We start from the raw sequence: 17,435 nt of genomic DNA, 5'->3' as shown, positions 1-17,435 counted from the left end.
ACACGCTGCCGCCCGCCACCCGCGTGCGGAAGTGCGCACCCGGCCGCCAGTCGGTATGCAGGGGCGCATGGCGGTGATCGTGGCGTTGGGCGCGTTCCTCATGACGCTGGCGGGCGGCTGGACGGCGCAACGCGTCACCGACCGCCGCCACCTGGTGCTGGGCCTGGCCGGCGGGCTGATGCTCGGCGTGGTCGGCCTCGACCTGCTCCCGGAGGCCGTGCACGCCGCCGGGCAGGAGGTGTTCGGAGTCCCGCTGGCCCTGCTGCTCTTCGTCGGCGGCTTCCTTGTCGCCCACGTGGTGGAGCGGGTGCTCGCCGTACGCCAGGCCGCACACGGCGCCGCGGACAACGGCGGCACCGGCGGCCATGACGGGCACGGCCACGGCGGCGGACGCGTCCCGCAGGTCGGCCTGACCGCGGCCGCCGCGATGGTCGGCCACAGCGTCGCCGACGGAGTGGCCCTCGGGGCCGCCTTCCAGGTCGGCGGCGGCATGGGCGTGGCCGTGGCGCTGGCCGTCATCACCCACGACTTCGCCGACGGGTTCAACACCTACACGCTCACCCGCCTCTACGGGAACGAGCGCCGCAAGGCCCTGCTGATGCTCTTCGCGGACGCCGTCGCCCCGGTCGTCGGCGCCGCGTCCACCCTGCTGTTCACCCTTCCGGGGGAACTCCTCGGGGCGTACCTCGGGTTCTTCGGCGGGGCCCTGCTGTACCTGGCCGCCGCCGAGATCCTGCCCGAGGCGCACCACGAACACCCCGCCCTGTCCACGCTGATGTGCACGGTGGGCGGGGTGGCCGGGATCTGGCTCGTGGTCGGCATCGCGGACTGACCCCCGGCCGGGGAGGCCGGTCACCGGTGCGCTGCCGCGGCTTCCGCGAAGCGCCGGGCGACCGACGGCTGCGCCGCCCAGTGGGTGTGCAGGTAGCTGGCGTGCACGCCCTGCCGTACGAAGCCCTCGACGCGGCGTTCGGGATGCGTGAACCCCCACGCGGGCGCCGCCCCGGCACCCGGCTCGACCACCGTCCGGTGGAACTCGTGCCCGCGCAGCCGCGTCCCGGCGGCGGCGAGCGAGCTGTCCGACACCGCGACGGCCTCGCGGTAGCCGAGGGTCAGCCGCTCCGACATCCGGGCGTCGGCGTCGAGGACCCCGCACATCGGCTTCCCGTCGAGGGAACGCGCCAGGTACAGCAGTCCGGCGCACTCGGCGGCCACCGGCCCGCCGGCCGCCGCGAAGTCCGCGACCGCCCCCCGCAGGGGCTCGTTCGCGGACAGCTCGGGGGCGTACACCTCGGGGAAGCCGCCGCCGATCACGAGCCCGCTCGTGCCCTCGGGGAGCGCCTCGTCGTGGAGGGGGTCGAAGGTGACCACCTCCGCACCGGCGGCGCGCAGCAGTTCCGCGTGCTCGGCGTACGAGAACGTGAACGCGGGGCCGCCGGCGACGGCGACGACGGGACGCGGCCCCCCGAGGGGGCTGACGGCCTCCCGCGCGGACCACGGCTCGCACTCCAGCGCCGGAGCCGTGCGCGCCAGCGCCATCAGCGCGTCCAGGTCGCAGCCGGCCCGTACCTGCTCGGCCAGCGCCGCGACGGCGGCGACCGCGTCGGCCCGCCGCTCGGCGACCGGGACCAGGCCCAGGTGCCGGGACGGCGTCGCCACCTGCGGGGCCCGCCGCAGGACGCCGAGGACCGGCGTGCCGGCCTCCTCCAGCGCCTCGCGCAGCATCGCCTCGTGCCGGTCGGAGCCCACCTTGTTGAGGATCACCCCGCCCAGGCGCACCTGGGGGTCGAACGAGGCGAAGCCGTGCACCAGTGCCGCCACCGACCGGGACTGCGAGGAGGCGTCCACCACGAGCACCACCGGCGCCCGCAGCAGCTTCGCCACCTGCGCCGTCGAGGCCAGCTCACCCCGCCCGGCGGCGCCGTCGTACAGCCCCATCACGCCCTCGACCACGGCCAGGTCGCAGCCGGCCGCCCCGTGCGCGAACAGCGGCGCGACCAGCTCCGGCCCGCACATGAAGGCGTCGAGGTTGCGGCCCGGTCGGCCGGTGGCCAGCGCGTGGTAGCCGGGGTCGATGTAGTCGGGCCCGGCCTTGTGCGGGGACACGGCGAGGCCGCGCTCCGCGAAGGCCGCCATCAGGCCCGTCGCCACGGTGGTCTTGCCGCTGCCGGAGGACGGCGCGGCGATGACCAGCCGGGGCACGTTCACGGACGTCACCACTCGATGCCCTTCTGGCCCTTCTGGCCGGCGTCCATGGGGTGCTTGACCTTGGTCATCTCGGTGACCAGGTCCGCGAACTCCAGCAGCTTCTCCGGGGCGTTGCGCCCGGTGATGACCACGTGCTGGGTGCCGGGGCGGTCCCGCAGCACCTCGATCACCTCGTCCACGTCGATCCAGCCCCAGTGCAGGGGGTACGCGAACTCGTCGAGCACGTACAGCTTGTGCGTCTCGGCGGCCAGGTCGCGCTTGACCTGCTCCCAGCCCTCCTTGGCGGCCTGCTCGTTGTCGAGCTGCGCGTCCCGCTGGACCCAGGACCAGCCCTCGCCCATCTTGTGCCAGACGACGGACCCGCCCTCGCCGGAGGCGCCCAGCACCTTCAGCGCGTTCTCCTCGCCGACCTTCCACTTCGCCGACTTGACGAACTGGAACACCCCGATCGGCCAGCCCTGGTTCCAGGCGCGCAGCGCCAGGCCGAACGCGGCCGTCGACTTGCCCTTGCCGGGCCCGGTGTGGACGAAGACGAGCGGACGGTTGCGGCGCTGACGCGTCGTGAGACCGTCGTCCGGAACGACGGTCGGCTGTCCCTGCGGCATTACGCGGCCCTCCTGGGGATGCTGTCGGGTGACGCGGTGTGGGTCACCGCGGTACGTACGTTCTTCACGAGCCCGGCCAGCGAGTCGGCCCGCAGCCCGTCGAGGGTCACTGCGGGCGCGCCCAGATCGGCGGCCAGCGCCCCCGCGAGCCCCAGCCGGACCGGCCCGGACTCGCAGTCCACCACCACCGACGCGATGCCCTCGGCGGCCAGCAGCCGGGCGCTGCGGCCCGACAGCTCGCGCGGGTCGCCGCCGACGGACCCGGCCGAGGTGGCCCGGCCGTCGGTGACGACCACCAGCAGCGGGCGGCGCGAGGGGTCCCGCAGCCGCTCGATCCGCAGCACTTCACGGGCCTTGAGCAGGCCCGGGCCGAGGGGGGTGCGGCCGCCGGTGGGCAGCTTCTCCAGCCGGGTGGCGGCCGCGTCCACCGAGGAGGTGGGCGGCAGGGCCAGCTCGGCGTCGGCCCCGCGGAAGGTGATCAGGCCGACCTTGTCCCGGCGCTGGTAGGCGTCCAGCAGCAGGGACAGCACCGCGCCCTTGACGGCGCTCATCCGCTGCCGGGCGGCCATCGAGCCCGAGGCGTCGACGCAGAACAGCACGAGGTTGCCCTCGCGGCCCTCCCGGGTGGCCTGGCGCAGGTCGTCCCGGCGCACGACGAGGCCGCGGCCGGTGCGCCCGCGCGCCTTCTGGTGCGGGGCGGCGGCGTGCACGGTGGCCGCCAGGTGCAGCTTCGTCAGCTGCCCCCGGGGGCGCTGGGCGCCGGTGGTGCGGCCGTGCGCGGTACGGGCGCGCGAACGCCGGCCGGCCGCGCCCTCGCCGAGGCCGGGCACGCTGAGCGTCTTGGTGCGGAACGGTTCGGCGGCGCCCACGGCGGCCTGCTCGGCGCCGCCGGCGCCCTGCCGGGGAGTGGAGGGCTGCGGCTCGGGAGCCTCCTGCGGTGGGGCGGTCTCCTCGGGCGCGTGCCCGCTCTCGGGGCCGGCGTCCTGCGGCGGCACACCGCCGCCGTCCCCGCCGGGGCCGCCGCCGTCGCCGGGGCCGCCGTCGTCCGGGCCCCCGGGCTCCGGGTCGGGCTCGGGCTCCGGCTCCTCGTCGGGGAAGCCGTCGAGGATCTCGTCGAGCTTGTCCTCGTCCAGGCCGGGCGCGTCGAACGGGTTGCGCCGGCGCCGGTGGGGGAGGGCCAGCAGGGCGGCCTGCCGGACGTCCTCCTTCAGCACCGAGGTCCGTCCCGCCCAGGCGGCCAGCGCGGTCGCGGTACGGGCCATCACGATGTCGGCGCGCATGCCGTCGACCTCGAACCCGGCGCAGGTGGCGGCGATCTGCAGCAGCGCGGTGTCCCCGAGCCGGACCTGCGGGAGCAGCGCCCGCGCGGCCACGACCCGCGCCCGCACCTCGCTCTCGTCCCCGGCCCAGCGGGCGGCGAAGCCCGCGGGGTCGTCCTCGTACGCGAGCCGGCGGCGCACCACCTCGACGCGCTGCCGGGGCTCCCGGGAGGCGGCGACCTCGACGGTCAGCCCGAACCGGTCGAGCAGCTGCGGGCGCAGCTCGCCCTCCTCGGGGTTCATCGTCCCGACGAGCAGGAACCGGGCGGCGTGGCGTACGGAGACGCCCTCGCGCTCCACGTACGAGGCGCCCATGGCGGCGGCGTCGAGGAGGAGGTCGATGAGGTGGTCGTGGAGCAGGTTGACCTCGTCGACGTACAGGATCCCGCGGTGCGCGTCGGCGAGCAGGCCGGGCTCGAAGGCCTTCACGCCCTCGGCGAGGGCGCGTTCGATGTCGAGGGCGCCGACGAGGCGGTCCTCGGAGGCGCCGACGGGCAGCTCGACCATGCGCGCGGGGCGGCCGGCGCCGGGGCCGGGCTCGTGCGGGCCGTCCGGGCAGGCCGGGTCGGGCGCGGTGGGCGCGCACGAGAACCGGCAGCCGGGGACGACGTCCACGTGCGGCAGCAGCGCGGACAGCGCGCGCACGGCGGTGGACTTGGCGGTCCCCTTCTCGCCGCGCACGAGCACACCGCCGACCGCCGGGCTCACGGCGTTGAGCAGGAGCGCCAGCCGCAGGTCGGTCTGGCCGACCACTGCGGTGAACGGGTAGGGCGTGCTCATGGGTTGCTCACTCCTCCTGTACGGGTACGCGTGCGCGGGCTGTCGGGGGGCGCGGTGCAGGGGCTTGCCGTGCGGTCGGGCAGGCCGGGGCCGGTGCCGCTGCGCGGGGCTGGGTCCCCTACCCGCCCTTCGCCCGTTCCCCGGGGCTGCGCCCCGGACCCCCGCGCCTCAAACGCCGGCGGGGCTGGATACGTCCAGCCCGCGCGGCGTTTGAGCGCAACGGGGTCAGGGGCAGCGCCCCTGGGAACGGGCGAAGGGCGGGTAGGGGAGCAGCCCCGCAGGGGCGGGGCCGTCACGGCGCGCCCGGGGGGAGGAACGGGAGGCCCGCCGGGGCGCCGTTCTCGATCAGCCGCAGCAGCGCATCCGTGTCCGCGTGCTCGGCGATCAGGTCGCCCAGCAGGTCCAGCTGTTCCTCCCGCAGGGAGGAGAAGGAGGTGGACGGCGACGGCACGAAGCGGCGCCCGGCGGCCGAGGCGACCTCCCGGAGGAACGCCCGGCGGAAGCCGTCCGACTCCAGCGAGCCGTGCCAGTGGGTGCCCCACACCGATCCGACCCGGCAGCCGTCGAGGAAGGGCTCCCCGCCCAGCACCTCGGCCACCCCGTGGTGGATCTCGTAGCCGGTGACCTCCTCGCCCAGCGCCCGGCCCTCCGGCCGGGCCAGGGTCTTCTCCACCGCGAAGCGCACCCGTACGGGCAGCAGCCCCAGCCCCGCCACCGAGCCGGCCTTCGACTCGACCTCGTCCTCGATGTGCTCGCCCAGGGCCTGGAAGCCGCCGCAGATGCCGAGCACCGGCCGCCCCTCCGCGGCCCGCCGGGCCAGCGCGTCGGCGAGGCCGCGCTCCCGGAGCCACTCCAGCGCCTTCACCGTGCCGCGCGTGCCCGGTACGACGACCAGGTCGGCGTCGGCCAGTTCCTCGGCCCGGTCCACGAACCGCACGACCACGCCCGGCTCGGCCGCCAGCGCGTCGACGTCGGTGAAGTTCGACATCAGCGGCACCGCGCACACCGCGACCCGCAGCACGTCCTGGCCGACGGGCGGGGCGACCACGGACTCGCGTACCGCGCCCCGCAGGGAGACCCGCAGGCCGTCCTCCTCGTCGATGCCCAGCCCGTGCCGGAACGGCAGCACCCCGTACGTCGCCCGGCCCGTCAGGCCGCGCAGCATCTCCATGCCCGGCTCCAGGAGGGACACGTCCCCGCGGAACTTGTTGACCATGTACCCGGCGATCAGCGACTGGTCCTGCGCCGACAGCAGGGCCGTGGTCCCGAAGAAGGAGGCGAAGACCCCGCCCCGGTCGATGTCGCCGACCACGACCACCGGGAACCGCGCGGCCCGCGCGATGCCCATGTTCACGATGTCGGTCCGGCGCAGGTTGATCTCGGCCGGACTGCCCGCCCCCTCGCAGATCACGGCGTCATACGTGCCCCGCAGCTGCTTCAGGCAGTCCGTGACGATGCCGAGGAGCTGCTCCTGGCGGCCGCCGTGGTAGCCGCGTGCGCTCATCTCGCCGACCGGCTTGCCCAGCAGCACCACCTGGCTGCTGCGGTCGCTGCCCGGCTTGAGCAGGACCGGGTTCATCAGCGCCGTCGGCTCGACCCGGGCGGCCTGGGCCTGCATGGCCTGGGCGCGGCCGATCTCGGCGCCCTCCCGCGTGACGAACGAGTTCAGCGACATGTTCTGGGCCTTGAACGGGGCCACCTTCACGCCCTGGCGGGCCAGCCAGCGGCAGATGCCGGCCGTGACCACGCTCTTGCCCGCGTCGGAGGTCGTACCGGCGACCAGCAGTCCGCCGCCGCGCCCCCTCCCGGTCCCGCTCATGCCCGTCCCCTTCTCGTCATCGCCACGGCCGAGCGCACGGCCACGCAGGCGCCGAGCGCCAGCCAGGTCACCCGTCGCGACAGCCGTACGGCCCGTTCGATGTCCGCGACCTCCACGGGCCGCCCCCGCTCCCCGTTGAGCACCGCCCGGTGTTCGATCCGGCCGCCGTAGGAGAGGGTCCCGCCGAGCCGGACGCCGAGCGCTCCGGCGAAGGAGGCCTCGACCGGGCCGGCGTTGGGGCTGGGGTGGGCGGCGGCGTCGGCGCGCCAGGCCCGTACGGCTCCGCGCCGGTCGGGGCCGGCGGCCACGGCGGCGAGGGCGGTGAGGCGGGCGCCGGGCCAGCCGGCCAGGTCGTCGAGGCGGGCGGAGGCCCAGCCGTAGCGCAGGTAACGGGGCGACTTGTGGCCGACCATCGCGTCCAGGGTGTTCACGGCGCGGAAGGCCAGCAGTCCGGGGACTCCGGCGAGGGCGCCCCACACCAGGGCCCCGACGACCGCGTCGGAGGTGTTCTCGGCGACGGATTCCACGACGGCCCGGGCCATCTGCTGCTCGTCCAGCGCCTGGGGGTCGCGCCCGCACAGGTGCGGGAGCCGCTCCCGGGCGACCTCCGCGTCCCCGGCGGCGAGCGCCCCGCCGATGGCGCGGGCCTCCCGGCCGAGGGATGTGCCGCCGACGACGGCCCAGGTGGCCGCGGCGGTCAGGGCGATACGAACGGCCGCGTGCCGGGAGCGCACGGCGCGTGCGCCCAGCGCGCCGACGGCGGCGGCTCCGCCCGCGCAGAGGAGGGTGTGCAGGAGGCCGCGGGCGCGGTCGTCGCGCCACAGGGCGCCCTCGACGGCGGCGGCGGCTCGTCCGAAGGCGGCCACGGGGTGCCCCCGGCGCGGATCCCCGAGGATCCGGTCGCCGATCAGCCCCGCCGTGGCGCCGTACGCGAAGACGCGGTCGGCACGCATGGTGGCAGGTATGTCCTCACTCAGGGTCCGCGCCCTGGTTCGACGTGTCCGGCGGCGAGAGTTCCTGGCTCCCGGGGCGCACGCGTGGCGTGCGTCTCCCGGTGACAGTGGCGGGACCGCGCCGGATTCGCACCGGACTTCCTCTCCATGCCGCCGTGTTGGCTCGGGCAGTCCACCACGCCCCGCGAACGCCCGTCAACTTGCCGTTGACCTGGTGGGACGGAGGGCGGTGGAGGGGCGCGGGTACGCGAAAGCTCCCTCCGGTGGATACCGGAGGGAGCCTCGTACGCGGTGCGGCGGTGTCAGCTGACGATCAGGTAGATGCCGTAGGCCACGGCCGCCGCGCAGAGGGCGAAGCAGGCGTATGCGCCGCTGCGGGCCAGGGTGGCGGCCCCGCCCTGCTCGGTGGCGGCCTCGTGCTTGGAGAGGCCCACCAGGCCCAGGGTGAAGAGGGCCACGAGGGCGACGGTGGCGGAGAGGCTGACCCCGAAGACGGAGCCGAGTGCTGCCCAGTCGATCTTCATACTGCCGTTTCCTCTGTCGTTCTCGGGGTCAGACCGCCGCGGCCGGGGCCGTGGGGGTCGTCGGGGCGGCCGTCGCGGCCGGGATGGTGGCCTTGAGGTCCTCGTCGGTGACGGCGGCGGTGGTGCCCGCCAGCGGCGGGACCGCGACGGCGGCCATGGCCGTGGTGACCACGCCCGGCTCCTCGGCCTCGGTGGAGGCGGTGCCGTTCTCGTTGACGTTGGTGTGGTCGACGACCTGGCGGCGGGAGATCAGCCAGATGGCCACGCAGGAGCCGACCAGGAAGACGGTGACGGCGATGACGCCGATGTCACCGGTGCGCATGACCAGCTCGGCGCCGGAGGCGACGAGGGCGGCGGCCGGCAGGGTCAGGCCCCACGCGACGAACATGCGGGTGGCGGTGGACCAGCGGACCACACCGCCCTTGCGGCCGAGGCCCGCACCCATGACGGCGCCGGAGCAGGCGTGCGTGGTGGAGAGGGAGAAGCCGAGGTTGGAGGAGGCCAGGATGACGCTGGCGGCCGAGGTCTGGGCGGCGAAGCCCTGCTGCGGCTGCAGGTCGGTCAGGCCGGAGCCCATGGTGCGGATGATGCGCCAGCCGCCCAGGTAGGTGCCGAGCGCGATGGCCATGCCGGCGGAGACGATGACCCAGACCGGGGGGTTGGAGCCGGGCGCGAGCGCACCGCCGGCGACCAGGGCCAGGGTGATGATGCCCATCGTCTTCTGCGCGTCGTTGGTGCCGTGCGCGAGGGAGACGAGACCGGCGGAGGCGATCTGGCCGGCCTTGTAGCCCTTGGCCGAGGTCTTCTCGCCGATCTTGCCGTTCAGCTTGTACGTGACCTTCGTGGCCAGCATCGCGGCCACACCGGCCACGATCGGCGCGGCGACGGCGGGGAGCAGCACCTTGGTGACGAGCGTGTCGCCGTTGACGGCGCCGAGGCCGGCGGAGGCGACGGCCGCACCGACCAGGCCGCCCATCAGGGCGTGGGAGGAGCTGGAGGGGAGGCCGACCAGCCAGGTGACGAGGTTCCAGAGGATCGCGCCGACCAGGGCCGCGAAGATCACCTCGGGCTGGATGCCCTCCTCGTTGACCAGGCCCTTGGAGATCGTCTTGGCGACCTCCACGGACATGAACGCGCCGACGAGGTTGAGCACGGCGGACATGGCCACCGCCGTCTTGGGCTTGAGGGCGCCGGTCGAGATGGTGGTGGCCATCGCGTTGGCTGTGTCGTGGAAACCGTTCGTGAAGTCGAACACGAGAGCGGTGATGATCACGATCCCGAGGAGAAGCGTTATGTGCTCCATTTACCCAGGCTTCTGTTTGGCGTCAGTGGCTCGGCGAACGTAAGCAACCTGGGTGAACGGAAGATGAACTGACTCGGGCGACACGGTGTCCCCACGCGCCACACGATCGGACCATTCGTCCTGATTCTGCCGTAGCCGTCCCGATTCCTGCACGTCAAAGCAGGGTGAACGGACCCCTCCGGGTAGGTTCCGGGGCCGGTGGGCACCCCTCCCCGGACCCCGGAAAGAGAGCTAGATCACTCCGTTCGGAGCGATCCGCTCCGGTGGCCCCTCCGTCCCCGCGCGCACAGACTGGAACGGTGCGTACCGCCACAGCGACGGCAGCGGCCGTCACCACGACCCTGATCGGCGCCGGAGCGGCCGCGGTCGCGGCCGGCCGGTACGCCGCCGACGCGGCCCTGCGGCCCGAACCGGGCCGCCCGCTGCCCGGCGGCCCCCGCCTGAGCGTGCACGCCACCGGACCCGGCCGGGTGTTCCTCACCCGCTCCCTGGCCTCCCTGCGCCCCGGCGTCCACGCCCTGGAGGCGCCGGGGGTGCACGCCGTGGTCGGCTCCGTCCTCACCGGCGTCCCGCACGGCCCGGACACCGTCGTACGCCGCCTCCTGTCCGTCAGCCACGGCGAGCTGACCCCCGGCACCCGGGTCGCCCTCACCCCCCAGGTGCACCGGGGCGACCCGCGCTCCGCGCTCGGGCTCGACCACGCCGACGTGGACGTCCCCGGCGAGCTCGGCCCGCTCCCGGCCTGGTTCCTGCCCGGCGCCCGGGGCACCTGGGTGATCACCGTCCACGGGCTCGGCACCGGCCGGGAGCACCCGATGACGGTCATGCCCTTCCTGCACCGCCACCGCCTGCCGGTGCTCGACCTCGGCTACCGGGGCGACCTCGGCGCCCCCGCCTCCCCGGACGGCCTCGGCCACCTCGGCGAGTCGGAGTGGCGGGACCTGGACGCCGCCATCCGCTACGCCCTGCGCTACGGGGCCCGCCGCGTGGTCCTGTACGGCTGGTCCACCGGGGCCGCCATGGCCCTGCGCGTCCTGGAGCGCTCCGCCCTGGCCGGCCGGGTCTCCGGGCTGGTGCTGGACTCGCCCGTCATGGACTGGCACACCACCCTGCGCGCCCTGGCCGCCGCCCGCGGCACCCCGGCCCCGCTGCTCCCGCTCGCCGTCCGGGCCGCCGAGGGCCGCGCCGGGCTGCGCGCCGACCACCTCCCGCCGGGGGCCGACCCCGGCGCACTGCGCGTGCCCGTCCTGCTCTTCCACGGGCCCGCCGACACGATCGCCCCCTGGGAGCCTTCCCGCCGGCTCGCCGCCGCCCGGCCCGACCTGGTCACCCTGCACACCGTGATGGACGCGGGGCACGGGGCGATGTGGAACGCCGACCCGCTGCGCTACGAGGAGGCGCTGCGGCGCTTCCTGACCCCCCTCATGTGACGTGTGATGTGGCGCCTGGGTGAAGGGCCTGTGGCGGACGGGGCGCCGTGGGGGATTCCTCCCGGTTCATCCACCCTGTGACCTGTGGAAATGACCCGTTCCGTTTGGGCTTTCGGCCAGTGACGGGCGAGACTGCTTCCGTGACGTCCCGAAAGCCTGATGAGCAGTTGGCTCGCGACTCCAGACTCCGACTCGTCTCCCAGCGCTCCGTCGCCACGGCGCGCAAGGCGGTGACCGACCGGCGAACCCGGCCGGCCGCCAGGCCCCCGGCGGGCACCCCCGCCACGGCGGACCTGGCGAACCGCGCCCGCGCCTCGCTCGTGGACGCCGTACGGCTGGCCCGCTGGGCCGAGCTGAACCTCGGCGCGGGCGACGGCGGCCGCCCCGCGCCCTCGGGCGCCCTGCCCGCCGTCGACGTCGAACGGGCCGCCGCGGAACTGGGCCTGACGCACGGGCAGATCCGGGTCGGCTGGGACCGCGCCCGCCTCTCCGGCCTCGTCGAGGTCCACGGCGGCCACGCCCGCCCCGGCTGGCGGCTGCACGCCTGGGACCGCGACGACACCGCCGTACTGCGCGGCTGGGTCGCCCTCTTCGACGCCTGGTCGCTCGTCCACCCCGCCCCCGCGGACATCGCCCCCTCGGCCGTCGCCGAGGTGGTCGAGGCCATGCCGCAGCTGCTGTCGCTGCTCCAGCTGTCCGCCGGCCCGGTGACCGTCCCCGACCTCCTGGACCTGCTCGGCCAGCGGGTCACCGAGCTGCGCGACGAGCGCTGCGAGGTCCCCTACGGCCCCGAGCCCGCCGCCGGCTCCACCACCCCCGCCGAACCCCGGCCGCTGCCGCTCGCCCGGCTGCTGCGCTGGGCCCTGGGCGGACTCGCCGCCGTGGACGCCCTCACCCTCGGCCCCGCCCGCGCCACCCTCACCCCCCTCGGCAGCTGGGCCGTGTGGGTGAAGCTGGAGCAGATCTGCGTCGCCGCCCAGAGCCCGGCCGGGAACATCGAGCAGTCCGCCGCCGCCATGCTGCACGGCTGCGCCCGGCTCACCCCCGGCCCGGCCCGCGCCGAGTACCGGGCCTGGCTCGCCGCCCGGCCCGTCGGCCACGCCGTCAGCGAGCTGCTGCACGCCGCCCGCGGCGAGGACGCCCTGCTGCGCGGCCTGGCCTTCGAGGCCCTGCGGGTGGTCGGGGCCCCCGCCGAGCGCGAGGTGCGCACGGCCCTGCGCGAGCCCGCGCTGCGGCCGTACGCCCTGCTCTGGCTGGCCGAGCACGACGGGGTGGACCCCGACGACGCCCAGGACGTGCTCACCCCCGAGGAGTCGACCTGGCTGTGGGTGGACACCGCCGCCGCCATCGCCGACCACGGCGAGGCCGACCTGCTCGCCCGGCACCTCGACTCCGCCGTCCGCACCACCGTGCCCCGGCTGCTGGACGAGGTCCGTGCGGTCGGCCACCCCCGCACGGTGCAGGTGCTGGTCGCGCTGGCCGCCGCCCACCCCGACCCGGCCCTCGCCAAGGCGGTCCGCCGGGCCGCCTTCCAGGTCCACACCGGCGGCGCCTGAGCCCTGGCCGGGCGGATTGCGGACCGCCCGCCGGGAGCCACGCCCCCGGCACGGCCGCGTCCGGCCCGGCGCGCGCCCGCGGCCCGTCCGTGGCCGCCTCGCGCGGCTCCCCGCGACGCCCCCGGCGGGGCGCGGGGACGGCGTCACAGCTGGGGCGCGTACGTCCCGAAGCTCCAGACGTTGCCCTCGGCGTCCCGGGCCATGTAGTCCCGGGACCCGTAGTCCTGGTCGGTGGGCTCCATCAGGATCTCCACGCCGTGCTCGGCCGCCCGCCGGTGATGGGCGTCCACGTCGTCGACCACGACGTAGACCCCGGCCGGGCCCGCCGCCTCCATGGCCTTGTCGAAGGCGCCGCCGCGGCCCTTGCTGCCGAGCATCACCGCGCCGCTCCCGTACGCCAGCTCCGCGTGCATCACCGAGCCGTCGTCGCCCTCGTAGACCGCGACCTGGGTGAACCCGAACGCCTCGGTGAGCTGCTGGACCGCCGCCTTCGCGTCGCGGTAGAGCAGCGTGGGGTAGATGGACGGAACGCCTGCCATGACGATCACTCCCTCTTGTGACGACGGCTCAAGTGACCCACGTCACAGCATGGCAGGCGGCACCGGCCGTCAGCGGAAGGTGTTGCACTGGGCCATGTCGCCCGTGCGGTAGCCCTGGTAGAACCACTGCTGGCGCTGTTCGGCCGAGCCGTGGGTCCAGGACTCCGGGGTGACGCGGCCCTGGAACTTCTCCTGGATCCGGTCGTCGCCGACCGCCGCCGCCGCGTCCAGCCCGTCCTGGATGTCCTGGTCGGTGAGGCTGGTGATCAGCGGCCGCCCCGTGGACTCGTCCGGGGTCCTCGTCGCGTTGTGCGCCCACACCCCCGCGTAGCAGTCGGCCTGGAGCTCGACCTTCACCGCGTTGCTGTTCGCGCCCTGCCGCCCGTCCTGGGCCCGCTGGAGCGTGCCGGTCAGGTTCTGGATGTGGTGCCCGTACTCGTGGGCCACCACGTAGGCCTGGGCGAAGGGGCCGCCGCTCGCCCCGAACTTCGTCCGCAGCTCGTCGAAGAAGCCCAGGTCCAGGTAGACCTGCCGGTCGCCGGGGCAGTAGAAGGGCCCGACCGCCGCGGTGGCCGCCCCGCAGGCGGTGTTCACCCGGCCGGTGAAGAAGACCGTCGACGCCGGGCGGTAGGCGCCGCCGCGCCTCTGGAACTCCTGCCTCCAGAAGTCCTGGGTGCTGTTGACCACCGCGACCAGCCGGCAGTCCTCGCGCTGGTTCGCGTCCTGCCCGGTCCTGCAGGACTGCTGCACCTGCGCGGCCGACGAGGCGGTCGACACCGGCTCCGGACTGCCGTCCGACAGGCCCAGCTGCTCCGGGCCCACCCCGAAGAGCAGCCCCAGCACCAGCGCGATCAGGCCGACGAGGCCGCCGCCGATCGTGGCCCTCCCGCCCGGGACACGGCTGCCGCGCACGTCCTTGACCTCGGACGTGTCCAGATTGGCGTTGTCGTCGAACTGCATCCCGCACCGCCCGTATCGGTGAGACCCCAGGGGCCGCCACCCTCCCCTGCGGCGAGTGTCGGCCCCTTCATCCTGATACGTGGCCGGGCGGCCCGGCGTGGCCCGTACGCCGAACGGGGGACGGGAGGCCCAGAAAAGTGGTTGCGCACCCCCGGTAGAATGAATCCCATGGCAAATCTCCTCGCGGATTAGCGGCGTCGAAGCATCGCGCGTCCTGCCCCCACTTCCGCCGTCCCCACCGCCCTGGAGTATTTCCGTGATCACCGCCACCGGCATCGAGCTGCGCGCCGGCGCCCGCATCCTCATCGAGAACGCGTCCTTCCGTGTCGCCAAGGGCGACCGCATCGGGCTCGTCGGCCGCAACGGAGCGGGCAAGACCACCCTCACCAAGTGCCTCGCGGGCGAGGGCCAGCCCGCCGGCGGCACCATCACCCGCTCCGGTGAGGTCGGCTACCTCCCGCAGGACCCGCGCACCGGCGACCTCGACGTGCTCGCCCGCGACCGGATCCTCTCCGCGCGCGGCCTCGACGTACTGATCAAGAAGATGCGCGCCAACGAGGAGCGCATCGCCACCGGCTCCGGCGCGACCCGCGACAAGGCCCTCAAGCAGTACGAGCGCCAGGAGACCGAGTTCCTGACCAAGGGCGGCTACGCCGCCGAGTCCGAGGCCGCGACCATCTCGGCCGCCCTCAGCCTCCCCGACCGGGTCCTCGGCCAGCCCCTGCACACCCTCTCCGGCGGCCAGCGCCGCCGCGTCGAGCTCGCCCGGATCCTCTTCTCGGACGCCGACACCCTGCTCCTCGACGAGCCCACCAACCACCTCGACGCCGACTCGATCGTCTGGCTGCGCGACTACCTGAAGAACTACCGCGGCGGCTTCATCGTGATCTCCCACGACGTCGACCTCGTCGAGACCGTGGTCAACAAGGTCTTCTACCTCGACGCCAACCGGTCCCAGATCGACGTCTACAACATGGGCTGGAAGCTCTACCAGCAGCAGCGCGAGGCCGACGAGAAGCGCCGCAAGCGCGAGCGCCAGAACGCCGAGAAGAAGGCCGCGGCCCTCAACGCCCAGGCCGACAAGATGCGCGCCAAGGCCACCAAGACCGTCGCCGCCCAGAACATGGCCAAGCGCGCCGACCGCCTGCTCTCCGGCCTGGAGGCCGTCCGCGCCTCCGACAAGGTCGCCAAGCTGCGCTTCCCGGACCCGGCGCCCTGCGGCAAGACCCCGCTGACCGCCGAGGGCCTGTCGAAGTCCTACGGCTCGCTGGAGATCTTCACCGACGTCGACCTGGCCATCGACAAGGGCTCCCGCGTGGTCATCCTCGGCCTCAACGGCGCCGGCAAGACCACCCTGCTGCGCCTGCTGTCGGGCACCGAGAAGCCCGACACCGGCACGGTCGTGCCCGGGCACGGCCTCAAGCTGGGCTACTACGCCCAGGAGCACGAGACGCTCGACCCCGAGCGCACGGTCCTGGAGAACATGCGCTCCTCCGCGCCCGACCTGGACCTCGTCGACGTGCGCAAGACGCTCGGCTCCTTCCTGTTCTCCGGCGACGACGTGGACAAGCCCGCGGGCGTGCTCTCCGGCGGCGAGAAGACCCGTCTGGCCCTGGCCACCCTGGTCGTCTCCTCGGCGAACGTGCTGCTCCTCGACGAGCCCACCAACAACCTCGACCCGGCCAGCCGCGAGGAGATCCTGGGCGCGCTGCGCACCTACAAGGGCGCGGTCATCCTCGTCACGCACGACGAGGGCGCCGTGGAGGCCCTGGAGCCGGAGCGGATCATCCTGCTCCCGGACGGGGTCGAGGACCTGTGGGGCCCGGACTACCGGGACCTGGTCGCCCTCGCCTGACCGCCGCGGGCGGCCCCGCCCGACGCCCCGCGGGGGTGATCCAGTTCCTTATGGATCATTCGGCTCAGACGTGATCCATCATCTGAGTGAGACGGTCTCGTACCCCCGCGCCCTGTACACCGGCCCCGGCCGCGCCCTCGTGGACGCGCGTCCGGGGTCGACTGCTTTCCCCTTCCGGCCCCCTGACCTGGTGATTCCCCCCGGCGCCGGGGGAATGTGACGGAGGTCATGCGGCGGAAGAGGAGATTCCGTTCTGCTCGTGTGTCCACGGACCGGGAAATGCCGTCGTACCGACCTTGCTGAATGGGTGGCCAGGAAGCCGGGGAGGGGTGATCATGAGAAGTCCAGAGCGCACTTCCCATGAGGAGGCACGGGTGGCCGAGACTCTGAAGAAGGGCAGCCGGGTGACCGGCGCCGCGCGCGACAAGCTCGCGGCAGACCTGAAGAAGAAGTACGACTCCGGTGCGAGTATCCGGGCGCTGGCCGAAGAGACCGGCCGGTCCTACGGATTCGTCCATCGGATGCTCAGCGAGTCCGGAGTCACGCTGCGTGGTCGCGGTGGCGCGACACGCGGCAAGAAGGCGGCCGCGGCCTGACCCTGGCCGTCAGGCCGGGGCCGGTGCCGTCGACCGCCCGACAGCTCCGTTCTCTTTCATGCTGTCTGATCCATGCTGTCGGTTTCGTTCCGATCCACGCACGGTACTTTCGGTGACCCCCGGTCGGCCCCGCGGCCGGCTGGGTGGTTACTGTGCAGTCACTTAGGCCGGGCACACGGCCGCGACTGCACACCGGAGGCACCAGATGGCTCTGCTCGACAAGGATGGCGTACGGCTCACCATCGACGACACGGTCGCCACGGTGACACTGACCAATCCGGCCAAGCGAAACGCCCAATCCCCCGCGCTCTGGCGGGCGTTGGCGGAGGCCGGACGGTCGCTGCCCGGCACCGTCCGGGTCGTCGTGCTGCGCGGCGAGGGCAAGTCCTTCTCCGCCGGGCTCGACCGGCAGGCGTTCACCCCCGAGGGTTTCGAGGGCGAGCCGTCCTTCCTCGATCTGGCGCGCGGTTCCGACGAACTGCTCGACTCCACCATCGCCGAGTACCAGGAGGCGTTCACCTGGTGGCGACGCAATGACATCGTCTCCATCGCCGCCGTACAGGGGCACGCGATCGGCGCCGGCTTCCAGCTCGCGCTCGCCTGCGACCTGCGCGTCGTCGCGGACGACGTGCAGTTCGCCATGCGCGAGACCAGCCTGGGCCTGGTCCCCGACCTGGCCGGCACCCAGCCGCTGACCGCCCTGGTCGGCTACGCCCGCGCGCTGGAGATCTGTGCCACGGGCCGCTCCGTGCAGGCCGAGGAGGCCGAGCGGGTCGGCCTGGCCAACCTGGTCGTCCGGGCCTCCGAGCTGGAGGACGCCGTCCAGGACCTCACCACCGCCCTGCTGGCCGCACCCCGCGACGCCGTCATCGAGACCAAGGCCCTGCTGGCCGCGGCCACCTCCCGTACGTACGACGACCAGCGCGCCGCCGAGCGCGCCGCCCAGGCCCGCCGGCTGCGCGACCTCGCGGGCCTGTCCGACTGAGGC

At 74.4% G+C, this 17,435-nt stretch carries 15 protein-coding genes and 1 riboswitch; of the genes, 6 read left to right on the top strand and 9 right to left on the bottom strand.

All coding sequences use genetic code 11. The features are described 5' to 3' along the window. Window positions 1–67: 67 nt before the first annotated feature. Complete coding sequence (locus D1J60_RS08800; protein WP_125603849.1) at window positions 68–832, top strand: ZIP family metal transporter; 765 nt, start codon at window positions 68–70, stop codon at window positions 830–832. Window positions 833–852: 20 nt separating this feature from the next. On the opposite strand, the gene D1J60_RS08795 is transcribed toward D1J60_RS08800, so the two are convergent. The 7 genes from D1J60_RS08795 to D1J60_RS08765 all read right to left on the bottom strand — a co-directional run bounded on the left by D1J60_RS08795 (window position 853) and on the right by D1J60_RS08765 (window position 9,511). Beyond that, the gene (locus tag D1J60_RS08795) at window positions 853–2,208 is read right to left on the bottom strand and encodes a cobyrinate a,c-diamide synthase (protein ID WP_125820723.1); all 1,356 of its coding nucleotides are present in this window, start codon (window positions 2,206–2,208) and stop codon (window positions 853–855) included. 5 nt (window positions 2,209–2,213) lie between these two features. Further along, a complete protein-coding gene (gene cobO / locus D1J60_RS08790) occupies window positions 2,214–2,813 on the bottom strand; it encodes a cob(I)yrinic acid a,c-diamide adenosyltransferase (protein WP_125603847.1) in 600 nt (199 codons plus the stop codon). Further along, window positions 2,813–4,912, bottom strand: coding sequence for a putative cobaltochelatase (locus tag D1J60_RS08785; protein ID WP_125820722.1), 2,100 nt, complete (start codon window positions 4,910–4,912; stop codon window positions 2,813–2,815). Before D1J60_RS08785 ends, cobO begins: the two co-directional genes overlap by 1 nt. 292 nt (window positions 4,913–5,204) lie before the next feature. After that, the gene (locus D1J60_RS08780) at window positions 5,205–6,731 is read right to left on the bottom strand and encodes a cobyric acid synthase (protein WP_125820721.1); all 1,527 of its coding nucleotides are present in this window, start codon (window positions 6,729–6,731) and stop codon (window positions 5,205–5,207) included. Further along, window positions 6,728–7,684 (bottom strand): cobalamin biosynthesis protein, encoded by a 957-nt coding sequence (locus D1J60_RS08775; RefSeq protein WP_125820720.1) that lies wholly within the window; start codon window positions 7,682–7,684, stop codon window positions 6,728–6,730. Before D1J60_RS08775 ends, D1J60_RS08780 begins: the two co-directional genes overlap by 4 nt. A gap of 58 nt (window positions 7,685–7,742) precedes the next feature. Further along, window positions 7,743–7,829: riboswitch (cobalamin riboswitch) on the bottom strand. A 157-nt stretch (window positions 7,830–7,986) separates the two neighbouring features. After that, the gene (locus D1J60_RS08770) at window positions 7,987–8,208 is read right to left on the bottom strand and encodes a hypothetical protein (RefSeq protein WP_007263389.1); all 222 of its coding nucleotides are present in this window, start codon (window positions 8,206–8,208) and stop codon (window positions 7,987–7,989) included. A 28-nt stretch (window positions 8,209–8,236) separates the two neighbouring features. Then, entirely contained in the window at window positions 8,237–9,511 is a 1,275-nt protein-coding gene (locus tag D1J60_RS08765) for an inorganic phosphate transporter (protein ID WP_125820719.1), read from the bottom strand. A 299-nt stretch (window positions 9,512–9,810) separates the two neighbouring features. Between D1J60_RS08765 and D1J60_RS08760 the strand changes: the two genes are divergently transcribed. Then, window positions 9,811–10,941, top strand: coding sequence for an alpha/beta fold hydrolase (locus D1J60_RS08760; protein WP_125820718.1), 1,131 nt, complete (start codon window positions 9,811–9,813; stop codon window positions 10,939–10,941). A gap of 230 nt (window positions 10,942–11,171) precedes the next feature. Next, entirely contained in the window at window positions 11,172–12,497 is a 1,326-nt protein-coding gene (locus D1J60_RS08755; RefSeq protein WP_125823931.1) for a hypothetical protein, read from the top strand. 143 nt (window positions 12,498–12,640) lie between these two features. On the opposite strand, the gene D1J60_RS08750 is transcribed toward D1J60_RS08755, so the two are convergent. Further along, window positions 12,641–13,036 carry a VOC family protein gene (locus D1J60_RS08750; RefSeq protein ID WP_125601944.1) on the bottom strand — a complete coding sequence of 132 codons (396 nt, stop codon included), beginning with the start codon at window positions 13,034–13,036 and terminating at the stop codon, window positions 12,641–12,643. Between the two features lie 69 nt (window positions 13,037–13,105). Then, the gene (locus D1J60_RS08745; protein ID WP_125820717.1) at window positions 13,106–13,996 is read right to left on the bottom strand and encodes a neutral zinc metallopeptidase; all 891 of its coding nucleotides are present in this window, start codon (window positions 13,994–13,996) and stop codon (window positions 13,106–13,108) included. Between the two features lie 256 nt (window positions 13,997–14,252). Between D1J60_RS08745 and D1J60_RS08740 the strand changes: the two genes are divergently transcribed. From D1J60_RS08740 to D1J60_RS08730, 3 genes are all read left to right on the top strand, one after another. After that, window positions 14,253–15,851 (top strand): ABC-F family ATP-binding cassette domain-containing protein, encoded by a 1,599-nt coding sequence (locus tag D1J60_RS08740; RefSeq protein WP_125601950.1) that lies wholly within the window; start codon window positions 14,253–14,255, stop codon window positions 15,849–15,851. A 374-nt stretch (window positions 15,852–16,225) separates the two neighbouring features. Then, window positions 16,226–16,447: a helix-turn-helix domain-containing protein gene (locus D1J60_RS08735; protein ID WP_007263382.1), complete on the top strand. Its 222-nt coding sequence runs from the start codon at window positions 16,226–16,228 to the stop codon at window positions 16,445–16,447. Window positions 16,448–16,652: 205 nt separating this feature from the next. Further along, window positions 16,653–17,432: an enoyl-CoA hydratase/isomerase family protein gene (locus tag D1J60_RS08730; protein WP_125820716.1), complete on the top strand. Its 780-nt coding sequence runs from the start codon at window positions 16,653–16,655 to the stop codon at window positions 17,430–17,432. Window positions 17,433–17,435 lie beyond the last annotated feature (3 nt).

The sequence above is a fragment of the Streptomyces sp. W1SF4 genome (assembly GCF_003950035.1).
GTDB classification, from domain to species: domain Bacteria; phylum Actinomycetota; class Actinomycetes; order Streptomycetales; family Streptomycetaceae; genus Streptomyces; species Streptomyces racemochromogenes.
Note: the sequence above shows the minus strand (reverse complement) of the source record. Positions and strands in the feature narration are given on the sequence as shown.

Bases quoted from the DNA above. Each gene is read 5' to 3' on its own strand.
- D1J60_RS08775 (WP_125820720.1), bottom strand. From the start codon at position 7,684: ATGCGTGCCGACCGCGTCTTCGCGTACGGCGCCACGGCGGGGCTGATC.
- D1J60_RS08780 (WP_125820721.1), bottom strand. From the start codon at position 6,731: ATGAGCGGGACCGGGAGGGGGCGCGGCGGCGGACTGCTGGTCGCCGGT.
- D1J60_RS08785 (WP_125820722.1), bottom strand. From the start codon at position 4,912: ATGAGCACGCCCTACCCGTTCACCGCAGTGGTCGGCCAGACCGACCTG.
- D1J60_RS08800 (WP_125603849.1), top strand. From the start codon at position 68: ATGGCGGTGATCGTGGCGTTGGGCGCGTTCCTCATGACGCTGGCGGGC.
- D1J60_RS08770 (WP_007263389.1), bottom strand. From the start codon at position 8,208: ATGAAGATCGACTGGGCAGCACTCGGCTCCGTCTTCGGGGTCAGCCTC.
- D1J60_RS08750 (WP_125601944.1), bottom strand. From the start codon at position 13,036: ATGGCAGGCGTTCCGTCCATCTACCCCACGCTGCTCTACCGCGACGCG.
- cobO (WP_125603847.1), bottom strand. From the start codon at position 2,813: ATGCCGCAGGGACAGCCGACCGTCGTTCCGGACGACGGTCTCACGACG.
- D1J60_RS08745 (WP_125820717.1), bottom strand. From the start codon at position 13,996: ATGCAGTTCGACGACAACGCCAATCTGGACACGTCCGAGGTCAAGGAC.
- D1J60_RS08730 (WP_125820716.1), top strand. From the start codon at position 16,653: ATGGCTCTGCTCGACAAGGATGGCGTACGGCTCACCATCGACGACACG.
- D1J60_RS08765 (WP_125820719.1), bottom strand. From the start codon at position 9,511: ATGGAGCACATAACGCTTCTCCTCGGGATCGTGATCATCACCGCTCTC.